Annotated in this window: 22 protein-coding genes; 10 read left to right on the plus strand and 12 right to left on the minus strand. The window is 57.2% G+C overall.

Features of this window, described 5'->3' with window-relative positions; all coding sequences use genetic code 11:
* The first annotated feature begins 4 nt into the window (after positions 1–4).
* The gene (locus tag H1S06_RS08420) at positions 5–2,041 is read left to right on the plus strand and encodes an SUMF1/EgtB/PvdO family nonheme iron enzyme (RefSeq protein ID WP_181739131.1); all 2,037 of its coding nucleotides are present in this window, start codon (positions 5–7) and stop codon (positions 2,039–2,041) included.
* Positions 2,042–2,053: 12 nt separating this feature from the next.
* Complete coding sequence (locus H1S06_RS08425) at positions 2,054–3,469, plus strand: DUF4139 domain-containing protein (protein WP_181739133.1); 1,416 nt, start codon at positions 2,054–2,056, stop codon at positions 3,467–3,469.
* Here the strand turns inward: H1S06_RS08425 and H1S06_RS08430 are convergent.
* Positions 3,459–3,950, minus strand: coding sequence for a tetratricopeptide repeat protein (locus H1S06_RS08430; RefSeq protein WP_181739135.1), 492 nt, complete (start codon positions 3,948–3,950; stop codon positions 3,459–3,461). The two genes, H1S06_RS08425 and H1S06_RS08430, sit on opposite strands and share 11 nt — an antisense overlap.
* A 178-nt stretch (positions 3,951–4,128) precedes the next feature.
* Between H1S06_RS08430 and cysK the strand changes: the two genes are divergently transcribed.
* Positions 4,129–5,097 carry a cysteine synthase A gene (cysK, locus tag H1S06_RS08435; RefSeq protein ID WP_181739137.1) on the plus strand — a complete coding sequence of 323 codons (969 nt, stop codon included), beginning with the start codon at positions 4,129–4,131 and terminating at the stop codon, positions 5,095–5,097.
* Positions 5,098–5,172: 75 nt separating this feature from the next.
* Here cysK and H1S06_RS08440 read toward each other — a convergent pair whose 3' ends face one another.
* The 6 genes from H1S06_RS08440 to H1S06_RS08465 all read right to left on the minus strand — a co-directional run bounded on the left by H1S06_RS08440 (position 5,173) and on the right by H1S06_RS08465 (position 9,875).
* Entirely contained in the window at positions 5,173–5,370 is a 198-nt protein-coding gene (locus H1S06_RS08440; RefSeq protein WP_181739139.1) for a hypothetical protein, read from the minus strand.
* Positions 5,371–5,484: 114 nt separating this feature from the next.
* Entirely contained in the window at positions 5,485–6,513 is a 1,029-nt protein-coding gene (locus tag H1S06_RS08445) for a patatin-like phospholipase family protein (RefSeq protein ID WP_255482964.1), read from the minus strand.
* A gap of 327 nt (positions 6,514–6,840) precedes the next feature.
* Positions 6,841–7,059, minus strand: a complete 219-nt coding sequence (locus H1S06_RS08450; protein WP_181739140.1) for a VF530 family protein — start codon at positions 7,057–7,059, stop codon at positions 6,841–6,843.
* A gap of 67 nt (positions 7,060–7,126) precedes the next feature.
* Positions 7,127–7,546, minus strand: a complete 420-nt coding sequence (locus tag H1S06_RS08455) for a DUF3010 family protein (protein WP_181739142.1) — start codon at positions 7,544–7,546, stop codon at positions 7,127–7,129.
* A gap of 100 nt (positions 7,547–7,646) precedes the next feature.
* Positions 7,647–8,573: a Dyp-type peroxidase gene (locus H1S06_RS08460; RefSeq protein ID WP_181739144.1), complete on the minus strand. Its 927-nt coding sequence runs from the start codon at positions 8,571–8,573 to the stop codon at positions 7,647–7,649.
* Positions 8,574–8,597: 24 nt separating this feature from the next.
* Entirely contained in the window at positions 8,598–9,875 is a 1,278-nt protein-coding gene (locus tag H1S06_RS08465) for a tryptophan--tRNA ligase (protein ID WP_181739146.1), read from the minus strand.
* Positions 9,876–10,031: 156 nt separating this feature from the next.
* Between H1S06_RS08465 and H1S06_RS08470 the strand changes: the two genes are divergently transcribed.
* The 3 genes from H1S06_RS08470 (at position 10,032) to yaaA (ending at position 11,481) form a co-directional block, all read left to right on the plus strand.
* Entirely contained in the window at positions 10,032–10,310 is a 279-nt protein-coding gene (locus tag H1S06_RS08470) for a hypothetical protein (protein ID WP_181739148.1), read from the plus strand.
* 84 nt (positions 10,311–10,394) lie between these two features.
* Positions 10,395–10,628, plus strand: coding sequence for a DUF2789 domain-containing protein (locus H1S06_RS08475; RefSeq protein ID WP_181739150.1), 234 nt, complete (start codon positions 10,395–10,397; stop codon positions 10,626–10,628).
* A 70-nt stretch (positions 10,629–10,698) separates the two neighbouring features.
* Positions 10,699–11,481 carry a peroxide stress protein YaaA gene (gene yaaA, locus H1S06_RS08480; RefSeq protein WP_181739152.1) on the plus strand — a complete coding sequence of 261 codons (783 nt, stop codon included), beginning with the start codon at positions 10,699–10,701 and terminating at the stop codon, positions 11,479–11,481.
* A 66-nt stretch (positions 11,482–11,547) separates the two neighbouring features.
* Here yaaA and H1S06_RS08485 read toward each other — a convergent pair whose 3' ends face one another.
* The 3 genes from H1S06_RS08485 to H1S06_RS08495 all read right to left on the minus strand — a co-directional run bounded on the left by H1S06_RS08485 (position 11,548) and on the right by H1S06_RS08495 (position 14,617).
* Entirely contained in the window at positions 11,548–12,417 is an 870-nt protein-coding gene (locus H1S06_RS08485) for a Tim44 domain-containing protein (protein ID WP_181739154.1), read from the minus strand.
* Between the two features lie 112 nt (positions 12,418–12,529).
* The gene (locus H1S06_RS08490; RefSeq protein ID WP_181739156.1) at positions 12,530–14,230 is read right to left on the minus strand and encodes a potassium channel family protein; all 1,701 of its coding nucleotides are present in this window, start codon (positions 14,228–14,230) and stop codon (positions 12,530–12,532) included.
* A 3-nt stretch (positions 14,231–14,233) separates the two neighbouring features.
* Positions 14,234–14,617: a DUF6394 family protein gene (locus H1S06_RS08495; protein ID WP_181739158.1), complete on the minus strand. Its 384-nt coding sequence runs from the start codon at positions 14,615–14,617 to the stop codon at positions 14,234–14,236.
* Between the two features lie 165 nt (positions 14,618–14,782).
* Here H1S06_RS08495 and H1S06_RS08500 point away from each other — a divergent pair, with 165 nt between their 5' ends.
* A complete protein-coding gene (locus H1S06_RS08500; RefSeq protein WP_181739160.1) occupies positions 14,783–17,620 on the plus strand; it encodes an insulinase family protein in 2,838 nt (945 codons plus the stop codon).
* Positions 17,621–17,626: 6 nt separating this feature from the next.
* On the opposite strand, the gene H1S06_RS08505 is transcribed toward H1S06_RS08500, so the two are convergent.
* On the minus strand, positions 17,627–18,193 hold the full coding sequence (locus H1S06_RS08505; protein WP_181739162.1) for a hypothetical protein: 567 nt from the start codon (positions 18,191–18,193) through the stop codon (positions 17,627–17,629).
* Complete coding sequence (gene sbcB, locus H1S06_RS08510; RefSeq protein ID WP_181739164.1) at positions 18,159–19,613, minus strand: exodeoxyribonuclease I; 1,455 nt, start codon at positions 19,611–19,613, stop codon at positions 18,159–18,161. Before sbcB ends, H1S06_RS08505 begins: the two co-directional genes overlap by 35 nt.
* 89 nt (positions 19,614–19,702) lie before the next feature.
* On the opposite strand from sbcB, the gene H1S06_RS08515 reads away from it, so the two are divergent.
* From H1S06_RS08515 to H1S06_RS08525, 3 genes are all read left to right on the plus strand, one after another.
* A complete protein-coding gene (locus H1S06_RS08515; RefSeq protein ID WP_181739165.1) occupies positions 19,703–20,131 on the plus strand; it encodes a YchJ family protein in 429 nt (142 codons plus the stop codon).
* 296 nt (positions 20,132–20,427) lie between these two features.
* A complete protein-coding gene (locus tag H1S06_RS08520) occupies positions 20,428–23,037 on the plus strand; it encodes a DUF349 domain-containing protein (protein WP_181739167.1) in 2,610 nt (869 codons plus the stop codon).
* 234 nt (positions 23,038–23,271) lie between these two features.
* On the plus strand, positions 23,272–25,272 hold the full coding sequence (locus tag H1S06_RS08525; RefSeq protein ID WP_181739169.1) for a GGDEF domain-containing protein: 2,001 nt from the start codon (positions 23,272–23,274) through the stop codon (positions 25,270–25,272).
* Positions 25,273–25,284 lie beyond the last annotated feature (12 nt).

Genomic DNA, 25,284 nt, shown 5'->3' on the forward strand with positions numbered 1-25,284 from the left:
ACGCATGAACAACCCGATTGATTCGGCCTATATGGCTCTCAAGGAAGAGCTGGTTATCGGCCCCAACCATCACCGCTTCCAGCTGGTGCGTCACCAACGTGACCACTTCCTGGGCTCTTTCTGGCTGGCTGAAGATATCTCCACGGCCTCACGTACCGAAGTCAGCCTGCTGATTTTGCGCCCTGAACTGGTACGCCAGCCCGAGTTTGCCGACCGACTGCGCAAACGCCTGGTGCGCCTGCGCCCTTTGCTGACACACCCCCATATTGCCAGCTGCTACGGGTATTTCAGCTGGCGGGACCTGGTTTTTCTTTCCTACGAACAACTGGGCGAGAAAACCCTGTCCGACCTGCTGGCCCGCAAACAGGCCGGCAAGCTAAAGCCACTGCAAAAACAAGGTCTGCTGACACAATTGGCCAAGGCTCTGGACCATAATCAACAACCTGTCCAGGCGGCTCACGGCCTGCTCGCTCCAGACCTGGTTTTTCTCAACCCCGGCAGGGGTGTCAAGCTGCTGGGCCAGGGACTGCGGGATCTCATTGATCCCATTCACACCCTGCTGCCCCTGGCACCTGAATACCCGCGCTACCAGCCCCCGGAAAGTTTTCACACACCGCCAACCGATGCGCGACAGGATGTGTATGCTCTGGCGGTCATTGCCTGGGAAATCTATAGCGGCAAACCGGCCTTTCAACCTGACGAGCCGGAAGCCTCACGCTACCAGCGCGAGCTCAAGCCTCCTTCCGGACTCAGCAAGCAACAATGGCAAGTGCTGTCACAAGCCCTCAGCCCCGACCCTGAACAGCGCCCTGCCCATTGTTCCCAGCTGATTCACGACCTGTATGCGCCGGAAACCGCCGCCGAGGATCGTCCTCCCGATCTTCCGGAAACTGAAGTGACCGATGCCCCCTCTACAGCACCGGAACAGGCACCGCCCGCCTCCCCACGCCGGTGGCTGCGTTGGCCCACGACAAACCCGATCGGCAATATGAGCCGTACAGCCAGGCGCTGGCTGCTTGCGGTACTGATTTTCGGTATCGGGTTCGCCGCCGGCGTCTGGACCGCATTCCTGTTCATGCAGGGGCAATTCGACTCCATCAGTGCCCAGGCACTGGAACAAATGCGAAACAACCGCGAGTTGCGTACGGCATTCGAGTCTCTGGAACAATCACACGCCGACCTGCAGGCCCGGCATGAGAACGCCCTGAAATCGGCAGCAGCACTGCAAGCTGCCCCACAGCCTCCCGTCGAAACAGGTGATAATCTGCGCCAGGCCACACAACCGACAGCCAATCTAACTCTGTTCCAGGATGAACTAAATGGCGGAGGCCGTGGTCCACAGATGGTCATCATTCCCGCCGGACGGTTTCGCATGGGTGATCTGCACGGCCAGGGAGACGACAATGAATATCCCGTACACGAGGTTGTCATGACCCACGGCTTTGCGTTGGCACGTCACGAAGTGACCTTTGAAGAATACGACCGCTTTGCCACCGCAACCGGCCGCGCTCTGCCTGCCGACGAAGGATGGGGCCGAGGCCAACGTCCTGTTGTCAACGTCAGCTGGCTGGATGCCCGGGCCTATACTCGCTGGCTAAGCCAGCAGACAGGACAGCCCTACCGCCTGCCCACCGAGGCCGAATGGGAATACAGCGCACGCGCCGGCACCGAATCGATATACTGGTGGGGCGATGAAATGCTGGACGGGTTTGCCGTCTGTGATGGCTGCGGGTCTCAATGGGACGGCCAGAGTTCAGCACCTGTCGGCAGCACTCGTGCCAACCCCTGGGGCGTCCAGGACCTCAGCGGCAACGTGGACGAATGGGTTCAGGACTGCTACCAGCCCGACTACCGTAATGCCCCCGGAGACGGCAGCGCCGAACAGACGACGGGCTGTCATCAGCGCGTGATGCGCGGCGGGTCCTGGTTTGACATACCACGCTTGATCCGACCGGCCAGTCGCTACCGACATCCGGAGGACAGCTCCCGAAACAGCTGGGGATTCAGGGTTGCCCTTGATCTACCAGATAGCATGCACTAAGGAGAGCCTTATATGCTGAACAACAGACTCACTCCCACGTTGGGCCTGACGCTGATTGCCCTGTCCGGCAGCGCTCAAGGCAACGAGCTTTACCTGAATGAAACAACCCGCAGCCAGCTGAGCCTGACCCTCTACCAGCAGGACCTGGCACTGGTAGAAGAACACCGCCAAATTCCCGAGCTGGCGGCAAACAGCCGCGTCATTCTGCAGGGTGTCAGTCCACAGATGCAGGCCGAGACCCTGCAGATCGCCGGTGCCGGTGTCATTACCGAGCAAAACCTGGAACAGAACCTGCTGGGCCTGAGCGAACTGCTGCAGCGTCACAGCGGCAAGACCGTTACCCTGGCGCGCTTCAACAGCGTCACCGGCGCCGAAACACGGCAACAGGTGCGCCTGCTGAAGACGGAAGGCCGAGAGATTCTGGTTGAAAACGATGCCAACCAGATCGAAACCCTGCCTCTGAATCACAGCGGCTGGCGCGTGATTTTCCCGACCCCTGAAGGGGGGTATCAGTTAAAGCCCCAGCTGTCATTTGTCAGTGAAGGCATCGACCGGCCCGGGTCGGCCAAGTTGCTCTATCTGACCCACGGTCTGAGCTGGAGTATGGACTATGTTGTCAACCTGAACGAAGATGGCACCGCCCTCAGCCTGCAAGGCTTGGCCACGCTCAACAACCAGAGCGGCCAGGCCTGGCCCGATGCCACCATCAAGCTACTGGCCGGCAGCGTCAGCCAGCCATCGCCCTACCCTCAAATGGAGGCACGGGTTGCCATGCATGCCATGGCCATGGACAAGTCCGGTGGACAAGCGGCTCCCGGCAGCATCCAGGACTACCACCTTTACACTCTGCCTCACCCTCTGACGCTGAACGACCAACAGCAAAAGCAGATTCCGCTTATCAGTCGCGCACAGATTCCGGCCGAAATCCGTTACCATCAGCAGATTCAGGTCAGCACCCACCAGCAACTGCCGCCACAGAAGCATCAGGCCAACATCCACCTGACATTCGATGCTCCCGAGCTGGAAGGCGACAAAACGCCACTGCCTGCCGGACAGGCGCGCGTTTTCCGCCCGGACGCTTCCGGCCAGATGCAGTTTGTCGGTGGCAGCCAGCTGAAGGCTACAGCTCCTGGTGACAATGCCCGACTGCAGCTGGGCAAAGCCTTTGATGTCAGCGTGGAATACACCCAGACCGCCTTCAAAAAGGTCTTTGACGGCTATGAAGTCAGTTACGAAGTCCTGCTGAGCAACCGCTCTGATACCGATAAGCCGTTCAATCTGAACGCCCTGATGCCGATGCCGTTCACCCTGCAGGCATCCAGCATCGAGCCTGCGGATGAAAGCGGCGCTCAAATCGAGTGGGCGTTCGACCTGAAGGCCGGGGAAGAAAAAAACCTGACGTTCACCGCCAAGTTGATCAAGTCCTGACGACATCTCCGGGCAGAACCGCCTGGCGCTTGCGCCAGCATTCTGCCCGCGCAGGGTCAATAGCGGTCCCCAAGGCTCCCTCGTCATACACTGCAATCATGCGCTTCACGGCCAGCGGGTGACTCTGCTCACCCGCCAATCGATAGAAAGCCAGCGCCTTGACCGGATCCGAGCGGAAATAGTGTTCGAATCCCTGTTCGTAAATCCGACCCATTTGATACTGCGCCTTGGCATCACCCAAGTCGGCCGCACGCTCAAGGTAGATCCCGCCCTGAATACGGCTGGCAACGCCCTCACCTCTAAAATGCAGCAAGTGCCCATAGGTCGAGAGTGCCGAGCGACTACCATGTTCAGCGGCCCAGCGATATAAGCGCATGGCCATCCGGTGACGCCGGCGGGAGCCTCGCAGGAAAGGAAGATGAAACAACTGTCCGGCCAACCCGTTAATCAAAGGTGCTGTTTGCCGCATCAGCCAGCTCATATATACCCTCTGGAAATAAATTCTGATATTTTTATAACAATATGATGAAATAATATCGGACATCGGCACACGCTGACCGATACACTGAACTATACCTGTTGTCAGCCGTGATACTAAAGTCCGTCCTGACACCTGAGTGTTTCAACAATCAACGAGCAGTTTTGGAGTTCACCCGCTGATGAATATCTTCGAAGACAACGCACTCACCATCGGCAACACCCCGCTGGTGCGCCTGAAACACCTGTGGCCCGCAGGCAACCTGTTTGCCAAGGTTGAATCTCGCAACCCGGCAGGCTCGGTCAAATGCCGTATCGGCGCCAATATGATCTGGGCCGCTGAACAGGAAGGTCGCCTCAAACCCGGCATGACGCTGATTGAACCCACCAGTGGCAATACAGGTATTGCCTTGGCATTTGTAGCAGCGGCAAAGGGCTATTCCCTGGTCCTCACCATGCCCTCATCCATGTCTCTGGAGCGCCGCAAGCTGATGAAGGCCCTGGGGGCCGATATCGTCCTCACCGAACCTGCCAAAGGTATGAAAGGTGCCATTGACAAGGCTCAACAGCTGGTGGACGAGAACCCGGATACCTATTTGATGCTGCAACAGTTCGAGAACCCGGCCAACCCGGCGATCCATGAACGTACAACCGGGCCCGAAATCTGGCGCGATACTGATGGCGGAATTGATATTTTTGTCGCAGGTGTCGGTACCGGCGGCACACTGACCGGCGTTTCGCGTTATATCAAGAATACTCAGGGCAAGGCGATCACCAGCATTGCAGTCGAGCCCACCGATTCACCGGTCATCTCACAAACACTGGCCGGCGAAACCGTGCAACCGGCACCCCACAAAATACAAGGTATCGGTGCCGGTTTTGTGCCACGCAACCTGGATCTGGCACTGGTCGACAAGGTCGAACAGGTCGGCAACGAGGATGCCATTGCTGCCGCACGCGACCTGATGGTGAAGGAAGGTATTCTGGCCGGTATTTCCTGCGGAGCCGCCCTGGCCGCAGCCCTGCGCCAGGCCGAGTTGCCGGAAAATGCCGACAAGCAGATTGTAGTGCTGCTGCCAGATTCCGGCGAGCGCTACCTGTCATCAATTCTATTTGAAGGCATGTTCAGCGAAAACGAGACAGTGCAATAATCTGCGTTCCTCACTTGTAAAAACAGCCGCTGTATGCGGCTGTTTTTACATTGGAATCCGGCAAAAGCGGGGCTGTCAGCTCATCAATTCACGCACCTGCTGATGACTGGGGAAGCTGCTCAAATTCCGGACTTCCGCCTTGTCACCACCACGGGTCAGGATATAAGAACTCGGCTTGCGCGCACTGCCCTGATACACGCCGCTGACTTCAAAGTTCTCACCATCCACAGCTAAAATCGCAATTGTACGTTCGTGCTTCACCTGTACATCCATACTTTTTAACCTCCGCCGATGATTTGTAGTTTTATTACATCAAGCATAGCCCAAAAGTAGAATATAACAAGCCTGTTATAGTATTTTGTCGTTTGATGACAAAATACTATAAGCTTATCGCTTCACACCCAGGCACTCTTCAGCCTTTCGATACCCCAAATCAATCATTTCGGCTGCCCGGTTGAACTCCAGTAACTGACAGGCATTGCGCGACACCTCGATGATCCTGTCCGGCGGGTACACTGCCAGCTTCTGCCGGGCAATGCTGCTTTGCATGGTATCAAAGGCCTGTATGGCCACTTCATACGCCCCCCAATCGCCATGTGCATCCGCCGCCATGTTTTGTTGCCAGCGCTGAATGAAACGGTTTATACGGTCACGAACAGGAGAGGCTGGCGTGACTTCCACCTCGCTCACCTGACGAACCTCCTCCTCATTCTCCACGACGGGCGCATTCAGGTTAACAGCTAGCGTCATGTCCGTGTCGTCATGAAAGGCAGGGGCAATCGGTACCGGATTCAACACCCCACCATCCACCAGCACGTGCCCCCGGTACTTGAACGGGGTAAACAGCAGCGGAATGGCGATGGAGGCACGAATACCGTCAAACAGCCTGCCGGTATTGATCCAGACCTCTTTCTGGCTATGCAGGTCAGTTGCCACCGCCGTAAAGTGAATGCCAAGATCTTCGATATGCACATCCCCAACCAGATCGATCAAGGTGTCTATCAGCTTATCACCCCGAACCAGTCCGCCCTTATCCCAGGTCAGGTCCAGTAACGCCATGATGTCCCGCCGCGTGACGGAACGCACCCACTCTTCGTACTGATCCAGCTTGCCTGCGGCGTAGATGCCGCCAACCAAGGCTCCCATTGAACAGCCGGTGATCGACTGAATACGATAGCCATGCTCTCTCAGCCAGTGAATGACACCAATGTGCGCTAATCCTCGTGCGCCACCGCTGCCAAGTACCAGCGACACGGTTTTGTGCTTGTGTGCGGACGTCATGTCTACCCCTTGTACTCCATCCTGCTGAATGCTGCCCAGACCCGCATCCACCTGAAAACGGGCCGGTCCCCGGTAGGACAGCGACTGGTACCCAACATACAACAAGAGGACGCCACGCCCAAAGCCACCCAACATTGACTATTGCCTCCTTTGCGACGACATATGCCACAATCACCCTCGGATGCGCATACTGCGCTGCTCTGCCCCCGCCTGAACGCCAAGCGGGTTGCGCCCGACTGTGTTCGAAGGCAGGCTGGCAGATCGAGTGTCAACTTCAGATATAGGCCAGTGACATCATGTCTGCACTTTCGGACACGCACTGTAAACTGTCAGAGAGGTTTTACACTTGAAGCAAAAAGCACTTCAAAATCAAAAGACTGGAACCCGCCTGATACAGACGGGCCGGAAGATGAAATTTTGTATTTTTACAGAAATCAAACCTGAATGTTATTCACTTTTATGTCAACAGAACGTCGATATATAGAGTCGCTCTACCTTGTCTCTCGCCCAGGGAGTCCGACGCAGAAATTTCAGTGAGGACTTGATCGACGGGTCATTTTTGAAGCAGTTGATATTAATCATCAATGCCAGCTCATCCCAGCCATACTCCTCTACCAGCCGTGTCAGCAGCGTTTCCAGTTTGAGGCCATGCAGCGGATTATTGGGTTGCTCCGTACTCATAACAGCTATCTCGTAGGCGCTACAGCCGGGTGCTCGCACCGGACCTGGGGCTGCAGCTGCGTTTATGTCACATCTGTGCCGCGTATGCCAGCGTAAACGCCTGTTCCTGAAACCCCTTCAACCCGGTTTCGGAAAAGTGTATCGGCAAGGGGTGGTCAGCCAGAATGGCTTTGATCCGAGCCGGCGACATCAACTCAACATCCAGCCCCTCAATCAGCTGGATGGCCGCCTCCAGTTTGAAACTGATGGCCCCACCGGCAAACTTGCCTTTATGCATGCGCTCACGAATCACCACCTTGTCAACGCTGTAATCACTCATCAACTTGGCAAAGGCGAACTGAAACTGCTGCAGATCTTCACGCGTATGATCCTTTTTCAACGTGATTTTACGCACTCGGCATTCCGGTATCAGAAATTGCCCCTGCTCCAAATGCAACAGGCACACAACGGCATCACTGCCGGTCAGCTCAACACCACAGATAATCATGACGACTCGGTCTCTAAACGGATTGACGCCCGGCCGAAGCCAGGCGGTAATTTCATAACGACAAGAACACCCATGGCCAGGCCACAGGTGCCCCCAAGGTTTACGCCAGCTGCGCCAGCCAGGTACTGGAGGGCAGGAAAAACGCAGCACCGGTTACCGCGCGAGTAAACTCCAGCAACTGATCCGCCCGTCCCTCCTCATCTCCTTCAACCATACTGGCCAGCATGCGCTCGAAGTGCTCAGGGGTCCGGCAGGTACTGACAAACACCAGCCCTTTGGACTGACTGTCCCCGTACGGCATGCTGTGGCGCAGAATTTCCATGGAGGTTCCGTCAGCATGCTTCAGGGAAGTGCGCTTGGTATGGGCATGAGGCGATTTTTCGGTACCTGCGTACTCGACATTATCAACCTTGGTCCGTCCGTACGTATCTTCCTGCTGCTTGACCGACAACCGCTGCCAGGCCGATAGGTCATGCTCATAACGCTGCAGATGCAGGTAGCTGCCACCGGCAAACTCCGCGTCCTCATCACCCACCAGCGCAACGGCCAGGCGGTCATCCCCCTGCGGGTTTTCCGTCCCGTCCACAAAACCGGTCAGGTCGCGCATATCCTGATAGCGGAAGCCATGAACTTCCTCTACCAGGGTTGCCGCATCACGCAACATTTCCATCACGGTCTGCCCCAGCTCGAACACCGCATCGTATTGATCGGCACGGATGATAAACAGCAGATCAACCGGTGTCGAAGGCGCAACGCGCTCACCGTTTTCCAGCGCGGGAAAGCCCCGCAGCAGGGCCGGACGCTCGGCCGGGTTCAAACGATCCCAGTAGGCAGAGCCGACACCGACCACCAAATGCAGATCCGCCTCAGGATAGCGCTCACGAAAGCGGCTCTGCAGTGCCGGCATGGAGGACAGTGCCGTGCGCACGACCTCCAGTGCACCCGGTTCATGGGTCTGGTTGAAAGTCAAAAACAGCGCATCCTTACTGGCTTCAGCAATTACGCCTGTCTGGCAAGTATCACGCATGGCTCTCTCCTGTGCCGGTCGTCTTTACAGTAAAGCGGACAGCTCTTCGATCAGCAGATCCAGCTCGTTCTGGGCCTTTTGACGCGCTTTCTTTTTCAACGCCTCTACCTCGGCCGTTTTTTCCGCCACCAGCGCTTGAGCCGCCGCCGCCTTGTCAGCAGCCTGATCGACCTGGTCCAGCAGTGGCCGAATCTGCATCAGAATAGCACGACGGCGGCCTTCTTCCGCCCGAGCGATCTCTTCTTCGCTCTTTTCCTTTTCTTTTACCACATCCTGCTGTCGAGCCGTCGTGGTATCGGTCAGGGAACGAATACCCACGGCATGACGCACCTTGTCCAGGAAAGGCACCGAGTGTTCCCGTGCCCGCTCCGCTCCTTTGTTCAGAATGGCCTCGACTTCACCCAGATCACTCATCAACTCGTTATAGCGAACTCGCGGCCCCGTCAGGTGCGCATCAATGTACTCGAACAGTTCCGTCTTGGCATCACCCCAACCGATCCCTTCAAGGAAACGCTGACGCATCCGCTCGCTCTCGGCTTCGCTGGCAAAGCATCGGTAGAGGTGCATCAGGGTATTGTTCGGGTCTTTAGGCTCGCCCGGTGCCCGCGTGTCAGTTACGATCTGATTGATCAGCTTGCGCAGCTCATCAGAAGTACTGAACAACGGAATGGTGTTGTTGTAGCTCTTGGACATCTTGCGGCCATCCAGCCCCGGAATCAGCTGGGTTTCCTCATCCACCTTCGCCTCGGGCAGGGTGAACAGCGGCTCGAAGTTGTGATTAAAACGGCCGGCAATGTCACGCGCCATTTCAATATGCTGGACCTGATCCTTGCCCACCGGAATGATATCGGCCTGGAACATCAGGATATCCGCCGCCATCAGGACCGGGTAGCTGAACAGCCCCATGGTAACGCCATCATCCAAATCGTCTTTGCCAGCTTCACGATTGGCGTCAACTGCTGCCTTGTAGGCATGTGCACGGTTCATCAGTCCCTTGGACGTCTGACAGCTGAGTATCCAGCTTAGCTCGGTGATTTCGGGTATATCAGTCTGACGATAGAAGGTCGCCTTGTCGGTATCCAGCCCCAAAGCCAGCCAAGTTGCCGCAATTTCTCGAGTCGAGCGTGCAACACGCTCCGGCTCCTGACACTTGATCAGGGCATGAAAATCAGCCAAAAAGAAATAGCTATCAAGAGCCGGATTCTCGCTGGCGTCGATGGCGGGTTTGACCGCGCCGAGGTAATTGCCAATGTGCGGCGTACCGGTGGTTGTGATACCGGTAAGAACGGTTTTCTTACTCATTATTCACTCGTCAGTCGTTTCATCCCGACAGGGCCTTGGCTACCGGAGCCCCCCGTCAAGTTCAAAAGGCTATGATACAGTTTTGCACTGCTTCAGTCTCAGTGTACTGCCCAACTGATACACTGGGAAGCACCCAAGACAAAAAGGAGCCTCCGCATGGAAGAATTCTGGCCCTCGACAATTACCTTGGCAGGCTTTTTCCTGCCCGCCATGATACTGATCATACGCGCCCCCGACAGGCACCCATCCACGCTGGGTTACCTGCTGATCATTGCCGGGCTGTGTCTGCTGGGAGGCCTGATGTTCAGCGCAGCCCTGATGTACTGGTACCCGCCTTTCAGCCAGCCTCTGCTCAGTTCACTGCTGGTCGTACTGGGCGCTCTGCTCTCGCTGGGGTTGAGACGGCTGTGGTCGAGCTGGTCCAAACCTGACTGAAACCATTGGTTTTTGACAAGTTCGAGTCCTCGGCCATAATAGAATCTGACTCAGTGCATGACGGTAAATCACACGGAGGACCCCATGGATACATCCACGCACACCTTCTCGGCGCTGTTTGAGCAGTTGGGCCTGGCCAGCGACACGGACTCCATTCAACAGTTCATCCGCACTCACCAACTGTTCAGCAGTGAAATCCAGCTTCACGAAGCTTCGTTCTGGAACGAGGCCCAAGCAGCATTCCTGCAGGATGCTCTCGGCAATGACTCAGACTGGGCCGAAGTGGTGGATGAACTGAATAACAGTCTGCACACCTGACCCATACCCGTTCACCGGCGGGCTATTGCCCGCCTGTTTTATTTGTCGCCAGACCAAGGGACTCACCCAGATGCTGACACTGGTTTCACCGGCCAAAACACTTGATTACGATTCACCTCTCGCAACCCAAGTGTACTCTCAACCCCGCTTTATCGACCACTCTCGCGAGTTGATCGACACCCTGCGCCAGTTATCCGTACAGGATATTGCAGAATTAATGAAACTCAGTGACAAGTTGGCTGCGCTCAATGTCGCCCGCTATGAAAGCTGGGAGCCAGCACATGCTACAGATAATGCCCGCCAGGCCCTGCTGGCATTCAAGGGCGACGTTTATGCGGGCCTGGATGCAGAAAGCTTTACTGCCGCCGATTTCGAGTTTGCCCAACGGCACCTGCGCATCCTGTCCGGCCTGTACGGCGTCTTGCGTCCACTGGACTTGCTGGAACCCTATCGCCTTGAAATGGGCACACGATTGAAAAACCCTCGTGGCGACAACCTGTACCAGTTCTGGGGCAACCTGATTACGGAAGCCCTGAACGAAGAACTGGCCGAGCATTCAGCAGAAGTCGTGATCAACTTGGCGTCCAACGAATACTTCAAGGCCGTCAAGCCCAGACAACTGAATGCGCGCCTGATTACTCCGGTATTCAAGGACCTGAAAAACGGCCAATACAAGATCATCAGCTTTTACGCCAAAAAGGCCCGCGGCTTGATGAGTCGCTACATGATCCGCAACCGAATCGAAACACCGGAAGCTCTGCAGCAGTTTGATCTGGAAGGGTACTACTTCAGCCCCGAACAGAGTCAGGGAGATACTTGGGTTTTCCTGCGTGATGCACCCCCGACAAAATAACGAAGGTTGCACCAGGCCGAATTGAAAAAACGGTGGCAGAAACCGCCTGCCACCGTCCTCAACAACTCATTTCGGCTGTTCAATACCCACAATAATCCAGTTGGCACCGGAAATCTTCATATCACGCGCCAGGTGCCAGGTTTCACTGAATTCGCTGCTCGGCTGGCCAGACTCGGCGATCCAGCCATAGAAGTGAATACTTGCAACCACCTGATCACCCTCATCAATAAAGTTGACCAGCTCGGCCATCACCGAGTCCACCTCTGTATGTTGTTCGGCCGGCAGCTTGGCACGCTCCTGCTGCAGGGATGCCAGCATTTCCTCCGACATGTAATCACGAATTTCACTCCAGTCCTGTGTATCCCAGGCTTTTTGCAAATGGAGGAAATGCTGCTGGGCACCGTCGACAAATGCCCGCTCGTTGAACCATTCGGGCAGATTCAGGCGAGCATTCGACAAGCTCGCATCGCCTCCCCCGCCAAACACCGGAGTCTGCGGCTGTACCGGGCTTGGCTGAGGCTCGGCCTGCTGACGCATCATGCCGCCCCCCGGAGTGGCATAGGCCGGTTGTGCCGGTTGTACTCTGCGCCGAGCGAACAGCTTGAAGATTACAAACCCGATCACGGCAATCAGCAGGATATCCATGATCTGAATACCATCAAACGCCCCGCCCATGAACAGGGACGCCAGCAAGCCGCCCGCCAGCAAACCGCCAAGCATACCGCCGAAGCCCTTGGAACGACTGCCAGCAGTGCCGTTTTTACTCGTCGGTGTTGCTGAGGCCTGTTCCCGACTGGGCGCCGGTGCAACTCGCTTTGGAGTTGTATAGCTCTTGCCGAAACTGGAGCCTCCGCCCAGGCGCTTGGCTTCGGCCATATCTGGCATCATGACCAGGCCCAGCAGCAGAGCAAAACAAGTCGTCATCAATATACGCATTTTTTCTCCTCAAGTAGCTCTGCCCAATCGGTGCAGAGAGTGCGATACAGGGTTCGGCAAGGGGTTATCCCCGCCGGGTAATACAAATCGAACCGCTTTCATTACGACAACGTCAGGCAGCTTCCCGCTTGTGGCGGCGCAGCAGTCTGGCCAGTACCGTGTGCGGCGGGTCCTCACCCGTCAACAGGTAGTGCAAGACATTATAATTGTTGACGCTCCACTCCATCTGTCGTTTGGCCACTGTCAGACCACAAAACAGCAGCTCGTCTCCCGGACTCAAGGCGTGCAGCTCGCCCGGCAACAGATGAACATCGGTCTCTGTTTTCAGCAACAGCGGGAAACAGGGCAACATGCGATCATGCTGGCGCGGGTCCTTGTTCAGGTAACGCAGGGTCACCGGTTGTTCCGACAGCATCGCCATAATCGCCGGTGCCGTTTCCGGGCTGACCCGAACGGCCCAGCTATCCAGCTCTCGATCCCCTACCACATGACTCATACGGTTCACCAGCGTATGTGCCCAGACATCATCCTGTTGCTGCAGGCACTCCAGAAACAGCGGCAACAACGGCGTTTTCAGCTGCGCCAGGATGCGGTTGGCAATAATCCGCCCGGGCTCCATTACGAAGTCACAACGACTGTTCCTGAATATAAGAGCATTCTGATGCAGATTCTGACGCACCACCGTGGTCAGTTTGGGATTCAACTCCCGTGCTGTCATGATGATCGACAGGTTATCGGCATCATTGGCCGTCCCGGCAATAACACCGACGGCCGATGTAATACCGGCTTCATCCAGGGTATGCGCTTCGGTACCGACCCCCACCACCCCATTGGCGACGGGCGCCAACGTACCGGGACTGGGATCGATAATGGTCACTTCCATCTCCTCTGCGGAAAAGGCCGTCGTCAAGGCACGGCCAAAACGGCCATAGCCGCAGATAATCCAGCGCCCCGGTGCATGCTTGTAGGCTGTAGACAACGCTCGATGGCGCGGGTTCATCAACCAGTCGTATACCAGCAATTTATGGGGAGAGCGAGCAGCCAGAGCCATATAGTCCGCGTAAGCTCGAAAGGGGTCGACAATCATGTCAGTGCCAAAGGACGCCATGTTGGCAGTCGTCACTTCGGAATTGGTGCGGGTAATGACCTGACGCTTGGGCGCCAGCAGCTTGCTGGCAATGGCGATCGACAAGTTGACATTATCATTATTGGTCAGCGCCAACACGCCGACACACTGCGAGTGCTGCAGCCCGGCATAATCCAGAATATCCGGCAGGGACGCATCTCCGCAAAGCGCCGGGACCGGAAGGGTCAGGTTATCCAGCTCCAGTGCATCGATGCGCTCCTGATCGATATCGACCACGACCACTCTAATGCCGCGCTCCACCAAACGCCTGACCACAATACTGCCGGTCACGCCATAGCCACAAACCAAATAGAACGGCTCGCGCAGATGCCGAACATGCGAGGTAAACCCCCTCAGCCGCATCAGACGGCCGAACATCGGTTCCTGCAGTACCGCCAGCGTCTGCCCAATACTGTACAGCCAGCTCACCACAGTGGCATAGATCGACAGGGTCACCCACATGCGCTGAGCGTCAGTGAACTCGTACGGGACTTCGCCAAAGCCGATCGTGGTTCCCATGTAGGAAACGAAGTAAAAGGCATGGAAGAAATCCATGTACCAGACATTGCCGTCGGCATCCTGGCCCGGAATCAGGGTCATGCCGAACACGGATACCGCATAGACCGTGATCAGCGTGATCAAGGGCGCCCGCAGGCGCCGCATGAACAAAAAGACCAGATTATTCATCGTTTAACGCCGTATCAGCGCAGTTTCAACGACCAGCAGAACAACCGAAATGAGATTGGCGACCGCCGCACCGGCAGCAAAGGACACCACACCGGCCATGACCCTTGGCGTCATGCCCATGGCCGCGATCTGTTCGCCATAGCCCCAAAAGGCCGCCGCGATGATCAACTGCACATCCGCGACCAGACTGGTAGCCAGCATCAAAGCCCCCAGGTGGGTTCGGTCGCCAAACTTGAGCACAGTACATACCAGACTAACGACCAGCGCCGCAAAAAGCTCATAGACATCGTGATGATCGGGGTTATCCAAGTCCCCCAGCACAAAACCGAAGTTTAGTGTCAGCGCCAATACTATGAAAAATGCAAAGATTACCTTTTCACGGTTCATCCGTCAGTTTCCTATCCTGTAAACTCTGGCTGATTGTATCGACTGTCTGCGCCCTCTGCACCCATGACAAACAGAATCGCCCCTCTCGACAGGTACGATGGAACTGAGTGCAGCCTTAACAGTCCCATCTAGTTCTGGATAGCGCACAACAACAAGTGAGGAAATATGCTCCGTCTACACCGCTCGTCGGCTTTCATGCTTTTTCTGCTGTTCTGGATGGCCACGCCATTACGGGCCGAGATTATCAAAGGCCCTTTGGATACCCGTGAGTATCGTTATCTGCAGCTGGACAACGGGCTGCGAGCGGTCGTCGTATCCGACCCTCACGCCGACAAGGCCGCGGTGTCTATGAATGTGCAGGTGGGCTCCAACGCCAATCCGGTTAACCGCCCCGGCCTGGCCCACTTTCTGGAGCACATGCTGTTCCTCGGCACCCAAAAGTATCCGCAGGCCGACAGCTACCAGCAATTCATCAGTTCACACGGCGGGACGCACAATGCGTTTACCGCTTACGAGAACACCAACTATTTCTTCGACGTAAAGGCCAGCGCCCTGCCTGAAGCCATAGACCGTTTCGGACAGTTTTTCATTGCCCCGCTGCTGACCCCCGAGTACGTTGACCGTGAGCGCCATGCCGTACACTCCGAATATCAGGCCAAGCTGAGAGACGATGGCCGCCGCAGTTTCGAGGCCCTGAAGCAGGCTTTTAACCCCGAGCATCATTACAGCCACTTCGCCGTCGGCAGCCTGGACACCCTGTCCAATGCCGACGACACCTCCATCCGCGAAGAGCTGATTCGCTTTTACGAACGCTACTATTCCGCCAACTTGATGACACTGGCGGTTATTGGCCCCCAGTCGACGGATCAACTGGAAACCCTGGTCCGTCAAACCTTTGCACCGGTACAAAATCGCAATGCCAGCGAATACGTGGATCAAGCCCCCCTGTTCGTTGAAGGCCGCCTGCCGGCACAGCTGCATATCGAAACGCTGCGTGAAACCCGGGTACTGAGTCTGAGTTTTCCGCTACCGCCCATCCGTGAGCACTGGCAGCAAAAGCCCCTGTACTACCTGAGCAGCCTGATCGGCTATGAAGGCAAGGGCAGCCTGCTGTCACTGCTCAAGCAGAAGGGCTGGGTACGCAGCCTGTCATCCTCTCCCGCCATGAGCCTGCCCAAACAGTCCATGTTCCAAATTCAAATGGAGCTGACCGAAGCCGGCTGGCAGGCTATCGACCAGGTGACCAACGATACCTTTGCATTTATTGAAACCCTGCGCCGCTCCGGCATCAAGGCAGAGCTCTTTGACGAAGAACGTCAGCTGGCCAACGTTCAATTTCAATTCCGCATGCCTGGCGATCCCGTGCATGAAGTGATGAGACTGGCTCAAGCCCTGCCGCATTACCCGGTCGCCAACCTGTTGAACGCCGACTATCACTTCGGTGCTTTTGATGCCGACCTGGTACAGCGCTACCTGGATGCCATGCGGCCAGACAACCTGTTGCTGACTCTGGAAGGACAGGAGCTGTACACCAACGAGGTGGAGCCTCGCTACCAGACCGCCTATGCGATCCAGCCAATTAATGAGCAGCGCCTGGAGCGCTGGCAGAACCCCAGCATCGATGAACGCCTGCACGTACGTCAGCACAACCCGTTCATCGCTGAACAGTTAACCTTGGTGGAAACCGAACCTCATCCGCATCCCAAGGCCATCTGGTCGCAGCCGGGATCAGTGCTCTGGTACCTGCCCGACAGTGAGTTCAAACGTCCCAAAGCCGATTTCTATTTCAGCCTGCTGTCACCGGTTGCCAGCCAGTCGGCCCAGAGCACGCTGCTGGCCCAACTGTACACCCGCATGGTTCTGGACCAACTCAACGAACCGCTGTACGACGCGGCATTGGCCGGGCTGAGTGTCAGCCTGTACCCCCACTTGCAAGGTCTGAGCTTCAAGCTCGGCGGCTTCAGCGACAAGCAGCCGCTGCTGTTGAAAACGGTCATCGATACCATGCGTCACCCGACGCTGGAAGCCGAACGCTTTATCCGTATTCGGGACCAGCTGCGAGAAGAGCTGGAAAACGCGGCCCAGGAAAAGCCTTATACACAAGCATTTGGTCACCTGTATACCCACCTGCTGGGCAGCTGGACGCGCGAACAAAAACTGGCCGCGCTGCAGGAAGTCACCCTTGAAGACCTGCGGGCTTTTTACCCCAAACTGCTGGAACCGGCAGGCCTGCGTCTGATTGCACATGGCAACCTGGCCCCGGATACGGCAACCCGAATGGCACAGACGGTCAGCAGCACGCTGCAACCGGCTCAGCTTGGCTGGTTGGCCGAACCCCCACATGTACTCTCATTGCCGGAAAACGAACCGCTGATTGACACCTTTCTGACCGAACATACGGATGCTTCCGCCCTGCTTTACCTGCAGAGCCCGGATGAAACACTGCAGACACGTGCAGCTGTCGCATTGATCAGCGAGATCATCGCGACCCCCTTCTATTCTCGCCTGCGTACGGAAAAGCAGTATGGTTATATCGTTTTCGCCAACTTCATGCCGGTCCGCGAACGCGCCGGAATTGCGTTAATAGTGCAGTCTCCCGGCACCGACCCGTTTGTGCTGGCCAGCGAATACACCCGTTTCCTGGAAGACATGTCGGCGCAACTGAACACCCTGGGTGATGATGAGCTGGACCGCTATAAGCAAAGCCTGCTATCACGCATCAACCAGCGTGACACCAGCCTTAACGAGCGCACCAGCCGCTATTGGCGTGAGCTGGATCGCGGCAACCTGAACTTTGATACCCGCGACCAGCTGAGCGAACACACACGCAACCTGAGCCGCGAGGACCTGAGTGCCATGCTGGAGAAACTACTGACTCGTCAGTTGCTGATCCGCAACTTCGGGGCAACGGTAGAAAAGGATGTCAAACAGCAGGCGCAACAGGATGATGCTGCCCGACTGGACACCCTGAAACAGGATCAACTGGGTGTCCCCCTGAGCTGACGCGGATCAGGGCGTCTCGACCGGCTCTTCCACAAAGACCCGGCCCGGCGCCCTGGCCGCCGGCTCCGGCGCGGTCGCCATGGGCGGTTCATCCGCCCGTCCCTGCCAGCCACTGTCGCCGGGCTGTCGATCGCCCAGATACATGCCGGGCAGCGCCTTGACCTCTTCAGTACAGATATTCTGGAAAACACAGCGCTGAATATCCAGATCCAGCCGGATCCGGTCAAAAACCTTGTCTTCTCCAAACAGTGCAACGACCGGTTCGGGACGCACCACGACCCGCTGCACCTCAGGCTCCGGAGACGGGTAAACCACCTGCACGGAAGGCGGTACCCGCTGATAATCGGCAAACGCGACCTCCCTCAGGGGCTCCCAGTCCCGATCACCACGGTGCCAGTCCTGATACAGCTCGCGGCCATGTGCTCGCCCCGACGAGAAGCGATCCACGCCGGTAACGGCATAGGGAATCAACTCCACCGCCATCAGGGCGGTACTCAGGGACAGTCCCAGAAGACCGACCAGGGCCTGGCAACACGCGCTAGAAATATTCTCCTGGGTAGATCGACTCGGCATAGAGTGCCAGTTCCTCCAATATGTGTCGGTCGCGATCCGGCAGCTCCGGGTTCCCGGCCAGAGCGTTCAAATCCTGGAACAGCTGAGGCAAACTGTAACAGCCCCCCTCTCCCTGCAACAACTTGCGGCTGCGGTACTCCTCCCAGCGCTGAGCTTCGTCTTCGTCCAGCGTGTACTCGAAGTTACGGGCCTTATAACGCAGCAGCATCTCTTCCAGGCGTACGTCCTGGAACGGCAGGTCAAGCTCCACCAGTGCAGCGGGCTCCGCCTGACGCACCTGCTCCATCAGAGCCCTGTCATGATCCGAGAAAAAGCCGCCGCTATACAGCATATGGTCCGGGTCACCATCCGACTTGAAACCGCCGTCATTGAATATATCGGCCACTTTGGCTGCAACTCCAGTTTCATTACGCAACATCTGCAAATGTCGACGACAGGTGTCGCCATCGATTGCCAGGCGATCCGCCTCAACCTTGGTCAACATACCCGCCGGAGCGATGATCGGACACTTGTTTGCCAAAACCTGCTTGAGTGCGATGCGAGGCGCATCAGCAGCCCGCTCGTCATGTCGGGTATACATCAGCTCCCGCAACTGGGGCACGTCAAGTTCAAACAGGGGGGTCGGATCTTCTCGCAGATCCCAAACCAATGTGCTGTTGCGGTTACTTGGATGCTGTGCCAGCGGCGCTACGATGGCAGCATTCCCCCACTCCGCCGGATATCGTGACGACACGTGCAGCACCGGCTTCATGCGTGCCACATCCAACTGAGCCTGCACCGCCCGCTTGCCCCGATTGCGCAACACAAACTCGAACAGTTTGGGTTGACGCTCCTTGATCAATCGCGCCACAGCAATGGTGGCGTACACATCAGACAGTGCATCGTGTGCCTGACCATGATCAAGACCGTTGGCCCGTGTCAGATCTTCCAGACGCAGACTGGGACTGCCGTCTTCATACTCGGGCCAGACAATGCCCTCGGGACGCAGGGCACGGGTCAGCCGCAGCATGTCGATGATATCCCAACGCGAACAGCCGTTTTGCCACTCGCGTGCATAGGGGTCATGGAAATTGCGGTACAGGGTATAGCGAGTTATCTCGTCATCAAAGCGCAGACTGTTGTACCCCACCCCGCAGGTCCCCGGAGTCGCCAGCTCTGCATGAATGCGGGCAATGAAGTCCGCTTCACAAACGCCGTCCTGCAACGCTGCCTGTGGCGTAATACCGGTAACAAGACAGGCTTGCGGGTGGGGCAGAACATCTTCCGATGGACGGCAATAGAGCATCAGAGGCTCGCCGATAATATTGAAATCGGCATCGGTACGAATACCGGCAAACTGCAGCGGTCGATCCCGGGCCGGATCGATTCCCGTCGTTTCGTAATCATGCCAGTAAAAGGTTTCGTTCTGCTTGCCCACCATCAACTCTCTGTCTCGACTTTTTGTAAGGGGAATGGTTAGATCGCTTCAAACCCGTCAGGTTAACACTTCACCTCCCATGGATCATCCACATGCTGAACGACAACCAGGATTTGAACACGCACTGCCCCTGCGGTACGGGCAAGCCCTTTCAGGCCTGCTGCGAGCCGGCTCTTTCAGGGTGTGCTCCGGCCACCACCGCAGAAGCATTAATGCGCTCACGCTACACCGCCTTTGCTCTGGGTGCCATTGACTACCTGATCACGACAACAGCAGCGCGCAAGCGCAGCCCCGATGACGCTATCCTGCTGACCGAGCAGACTCAAGTAACCACCTGGACCGGACTGGAAATCCTTGCCACCGAGGCCGGCACAACCGACGATGCCACCGGAGTGGTCGAATTCAAGGCCCGGTTCGACAGCCCTGAGGGGAGTGCCATTCTGCATGAGCGTTCCCGTTTTGAACGAGAACAGGGTCGATGGGTCTATACCGATGGCGATGTAGAGCTGATCCCCACCTGAATGGGCGCATTGCCAAGCGCTCGGGGACACTTCGGCCGGCGGGGAAACACCTGACTGCCTGACATTGGGCCCGCCCGGACTCCCGGCACGACCGCCCTGACGGCAACGGCCAAAAAGGCTCCAAAACACCGCCTGATTACTGAATTTACGCACGTTTTCGTGGCTGTCCCCTTGGCTTTGACGCTATTCAGCGTCTGTCAAGGCTTTCCCTTGCACGGCCCTGACCGGTAGAATAACGGCCCGCCCGGTATTCTTGCATGGCGGGCAGCGGGACTCTCTTCTGGTAGTGGTGACTGATGTTTGCAAACCTGTTCAAGCCCAAGTGGCGTCATTCCAATCCGGAAGTACGAGCTTCCGCAGTCAACAAGCTGCGTCCGGATCACCCTGAGCAGGCCGGCATTTTGTGCCAATTGGCCTTGAATGACAGTAGCCGTCAGGTACGTACGCAGGCCGTTTGTCGCTTGAGCGATACCGCCTCCCTGCTTCTTGTCCTGCAACAGTCAGACGATGCTGAAGTACGCAATCAAGCCGGCATCCGAGTCAGCGAATGCCTCAACGGCAACGAGGACCCGAACCAGCTGTGCCAATTGCTGGAGCTGATCAGCGACGAATCTGCACGCACGCAGATCATCATCAACGCCAACAATGCGCGCCTGGAAACCCGTTCTCTGGACAGTATCCACGATGAGAGCATACTGCTGCAGATTGCCCAGCACGCCCGGCTGGCCAGTATCCGCAAGGAAGCCGTACAGCGAATCCAAGACGCCGAGCTGCTGGAGCAGCTTCAGCGCGCGACCCGAGGACGAGACAAGACCGTCCACCGCATCAGTCGTGACAAGCTCAACAGCTTGCGTGAAGCTCATCGCCTGGAGACCGAAACGCAACAACGACGCCAGCAATTGCTGACCCAGTTGCAGCAACTGTCCACGACCGAAGATACCCAGTTTCTACAGGCCCGGGCGCAGGCGCTTTATCAGGAATGGCAGCAACTGCCCGCCTCCGAAATTACCGACGAGCAGCACTTTACACGCCTCAAGCATGACATCGATCAGCGCCTGGCCCTACAGGCCAGTGCTGAAGCAGAACAGGCACGCCAGCAGGAAGAACAGCAGGCACGCGAGCAACAGGCCCGCACCCTGTTGGCAGAACTGGAAGCCTGCCTCGAGCAGCCACTGGACTCTCTGGCTGACCGTCACGTTGAGCTTAAAAACCAGTGGCAGCCTCTGGCTGCGCAGCTGCCAATAGAACAACGGCAGCACTGGCAACGGCTGACCCAGCGTGCCGAAACACTGTCCACAGCCCTGACCCGCCTGCACGACAACGACGAGCGGATTCAGGCTCTGCTACAGCCTGAAGCATCACCGACCTCACATCTGCGCAAGGTGCGCCAACTGCTCGACACTCTCGCCTGGCCTGCTCGAGAGCCACAACCGGAGCGTCTGCAACAACTACACGCGCAGCTGACAATACTGAAACAGCAGCAGAGTGCACTCAGTCAGGAAGCTCGTCAGCAGGAAGAGGATGTTCGCCATGCTCTGAACCAGCTGGAACAGGTGCTGGATGCCGGTAATCTTTCCACTGCCAACCAACTGCACCAGTCTCTTGGCAAGCGCCTGGACAAACTCAACCGGATGTTACCCGAGCCTCTGGACAATCACTTCCGACAGCTCAGCGCTCGTCTGGCCGAATTACACGACTGGCAGGGCTTTGCCGCCAGCGGTAAAAAAGAATCCCTGTGCGAACGAATGGAAGCCCTGATCGGTGTTGAGCGCCCGCCGCAGGAATTGGCCGACCAGGTCAGAGCCCTGCAGCAGGAGTGGAAGCAGGTTGACGCAACCGACTCGGTCCATTCTCAGCGCCTCTGGAAACGCTTCCAGGAAGCCGGCGAGCAGGCATACGCCCCATGTCAGGCCTGGTTCCAGGCTCAGCGCCAGCAACGCGAGTTCAACCTGACCCAGCGGCGACAGATCTGTGACCAATTAAGTCACTACCTCCAGCAGATGGACTGGAGTCAGGCCGACTGGTCTGCCGTCGACGCCATCAGCCGCGCCGCACGTGAAGAGTGGCGCCGCTACACGCCCGTAGACCGTGCTCCCGGCAAGCCGCTGCAACAGACTTTCAACACCCTGCTGCGCCAGCTGGACCAGCAGATCAAGGATTATCGTCAGACCTGTGCCACCGCCAAGGAAGCACTGATTGCCCGGGCCGGAGAATTGGCCGAAGCCGAAGACATCATTCTGGCGGCCGATGAAGCCAAACAATTACAGAAACGCTGGAAGGCCATCGGTGCCACGTTCAGAAGTCGCGAGCGGGCACTCTGGCAAGCCTTCAGGGAAGAGTGCGACCGCATCTTTGACCGCCTCAAAGAAGAGCGCAAGTCCCTGGCACGACAGGAGCGTCAACAAGCCGAAGAACAGGCACGCCAGCCCCTCCCCTCAACCGCTGTCAAGGCCCTGCAGCGCTTGTCCCTGCTGGCCGAGCAAGCCGAAGAAGAATTGGCAACCGGCGACAACAGTGACACCCTGTCAACCCTGCTGACCGAGGCAATCACCGGACCATCCCCCGGCGAAGACTGGCGCGAGCGTATCGGCCAACGTCTGGAAGCCATCCGGCTGATCAGTTCCGGCGCACGCAGCATCGAGCAACAACTGCTGTTGTCCGAACGTCAGGCTCGCGAACTCTGCATTCGCCTGGAAATCCTGCTGGGAGTCCCGTCCCCGGAGAGTGACGAAGCCCTGCGTATGGAATATCAGATGGAACGCCTCAATCAGGCACTGGCGCAACAGGACAGCGAACCCACACCGGCGGCCCTTCAGGCATTGGAGCTTGAATGGCTGACCCTGCCGTTCGCCTGGCAGTTCGGTGAATTACAGGAACGCTTTATTCATCAGCTACAGCAACACTGAATACAACTTCAACCTGCGGATGCCCCGATCATCCGCAGGTCGAGAGCCCGCCCACCACGTCCCATGCTTTACCCTGCTGATATCAGGCCCGCCCGCGTATACCTCCCCCTTAAATCGATACAAAACTGATCAGAGTTGCCAAAAGGAAACATTTTCATATCTGAAACAGGTGATAAAGTGTTCAGTTTTCACTATACATAAGGAGGCCCCCCGCACTTTACATGAGCGGTTAACATGACAAACCAGTATGCCCCTCGGGTTTCCCGCCTGCCTCGACGCCTGGAACCCGGACTGCTGCTCGGCGGGCGCAACCCGAGACTACGCAACCGAATCCTGCTGCTGTGGATCGCAAGCGCTCTGATATCCGTGTTACTGGGCCTTGCCACCATTGAATACGAGTGGAGCGCCCTGACGTTTTCTCTGGGCTCCCATACGCTTAATATCACCCTTTACCCACCCCTGATCCTGTCCATGTTCTGGCTGATCTGGTTCGGCTTCTGGTGGGCTGCCATTCCGGCCTGGCTTTCCACCTTCATCCTCGCCACCCACTACGGCATGCCATACGAATGGGCCCTGTTTTTTGCCTGCTCGGACCCCCTTGGACTGGCCCTGATCGCCATGATTTACAGAGCACAGCCTCACGCGACCCAGTTTCGCAAACCGACCAATCTGGCTCTGTTTATTCTGATCAGTTTTGCCGCCGCCGTTTTGAGTTCCGTTGGTGCCTTCATCTGGAGTCATGCCACCCACGCCGATATTTCAAGCCTCTACAACGTCTGGGAAGGCTGGTGGCTCGGTTTTTGGCTCCAGAACGTCGCCGTGGTTTTGCCGATCCTGTTACTGGCCTCTCCCTATATCAGCCACTGGCAACAGGACAGTCGATTATGGTCGGGTCACCCTCCAGGCAGAGAAGGTCTGAACATGACGCTGGGCATCGCCGCCACGCTGGTGGCAACCGCCATGCTGTTTACCTGGTGCAGTGCCAGCCTGACCAAGGATGCCATAAAAACGGCGGCCTTCAGTCGCGACGCTCACATCTGGCAGCCCATTGCCCTGATGGTGCAGGAGTCCGTCGACGCTCTGATGACTGTGCTGTTGACCCTGCTGGTCGCCATGTCCCTGTTCGGCATTTACCTGTTCCGTTACTGGTCCCGGCGTCTCACTCTCTCCAACCAGTTGCTGACTCGCAGTAATCGCCAACTCAACGCCGAAATCCAGGAGCGCAAAAATATCCAGATCGAACTGCAGGCACGCTACCAAATGCTCAACCTGATGGCCGAACTGGATGCACGCCTGCACGCGGCCCGCTCAGCACAGGACATCATTGCTGCCCTGACGGAATACCTGCCACGCCAACTGCCACGCCTGGAAGGTGTCCTGTGTCGTGTGACCCAGGATCGGCGACTCAACATTCTGACCCACTGGGGACGCTTTGCCCTGATGGGCGACGAACATGCGACCAGTATCGAACTGCCGACCAGCCCCGATCGCTGGGGACTGCCGGCCCTGTATGACCCGGATGGCATCCGCAATATCCACCAGGTACTGCCCCTGAGATCAGGCAACAACCTGCTGGGAGTCATACTGCTGGGCCCGTCCCCCCGTCACGATAGCCTGGTCAGCTCTGTACTGCAGATATTGTCGGAACACCTGTCCCTGGCTCTGACCAATCTGCACCTCAGAGAGCAGCTGATCGAGGAGGCCAGCCATGATCCCTTGACCGGACTGTATAACCGCCGCTACCTGCACAACTGGCTGGGTCATGAACTGGCACGCAGTGATCGCCATGGGCGCTCACTGGGACTGATGCTGATCGATATCGACCATTTCAAGCAGATCAATGATCACTTTGGCCATGAAGCCGGTGACTTGGCATTGCAAGGCATTGCAGCCTTTATCCTCCAGCAGATCCGAGAAAGTGACATCGCCTGTCGTTTCGGCGGTGAGGAAATCATTCTCGCACTGCCGGAAGCCAGCCTGTTTCACGCCCAGGAGCGCGCCACTGACCTGCTACAGGGCATCCGCTCGCTCAGCCTGCGTACCCACAGCGGCACCCCCCTGCCCGAATTGACCGTATCCATCGGACTGGCAGCCTACCCGCAGCACGCTCACAATGCCGACAGCCTAATTCGTGTCGCCGATCAGGCCATGTATCGGGCCAAGGCCGCAGGTCGTAACCGTATCATGATCGCCCACGAAGCAGCCGAGCTTGCGCGTTTCCCTCCCCTTGCCTAACGTAAAGGAAAA

The organism is Marinobacterium marinum, from assembly GCF_013868415.1.
GTDB classification, from domain to species: Bacteria; Pseudomonadota; Gammaproteobacteria; order Pseudomonadales; family Balneatricaceae; genus Marinobacterium; species Marinobacterium marinum.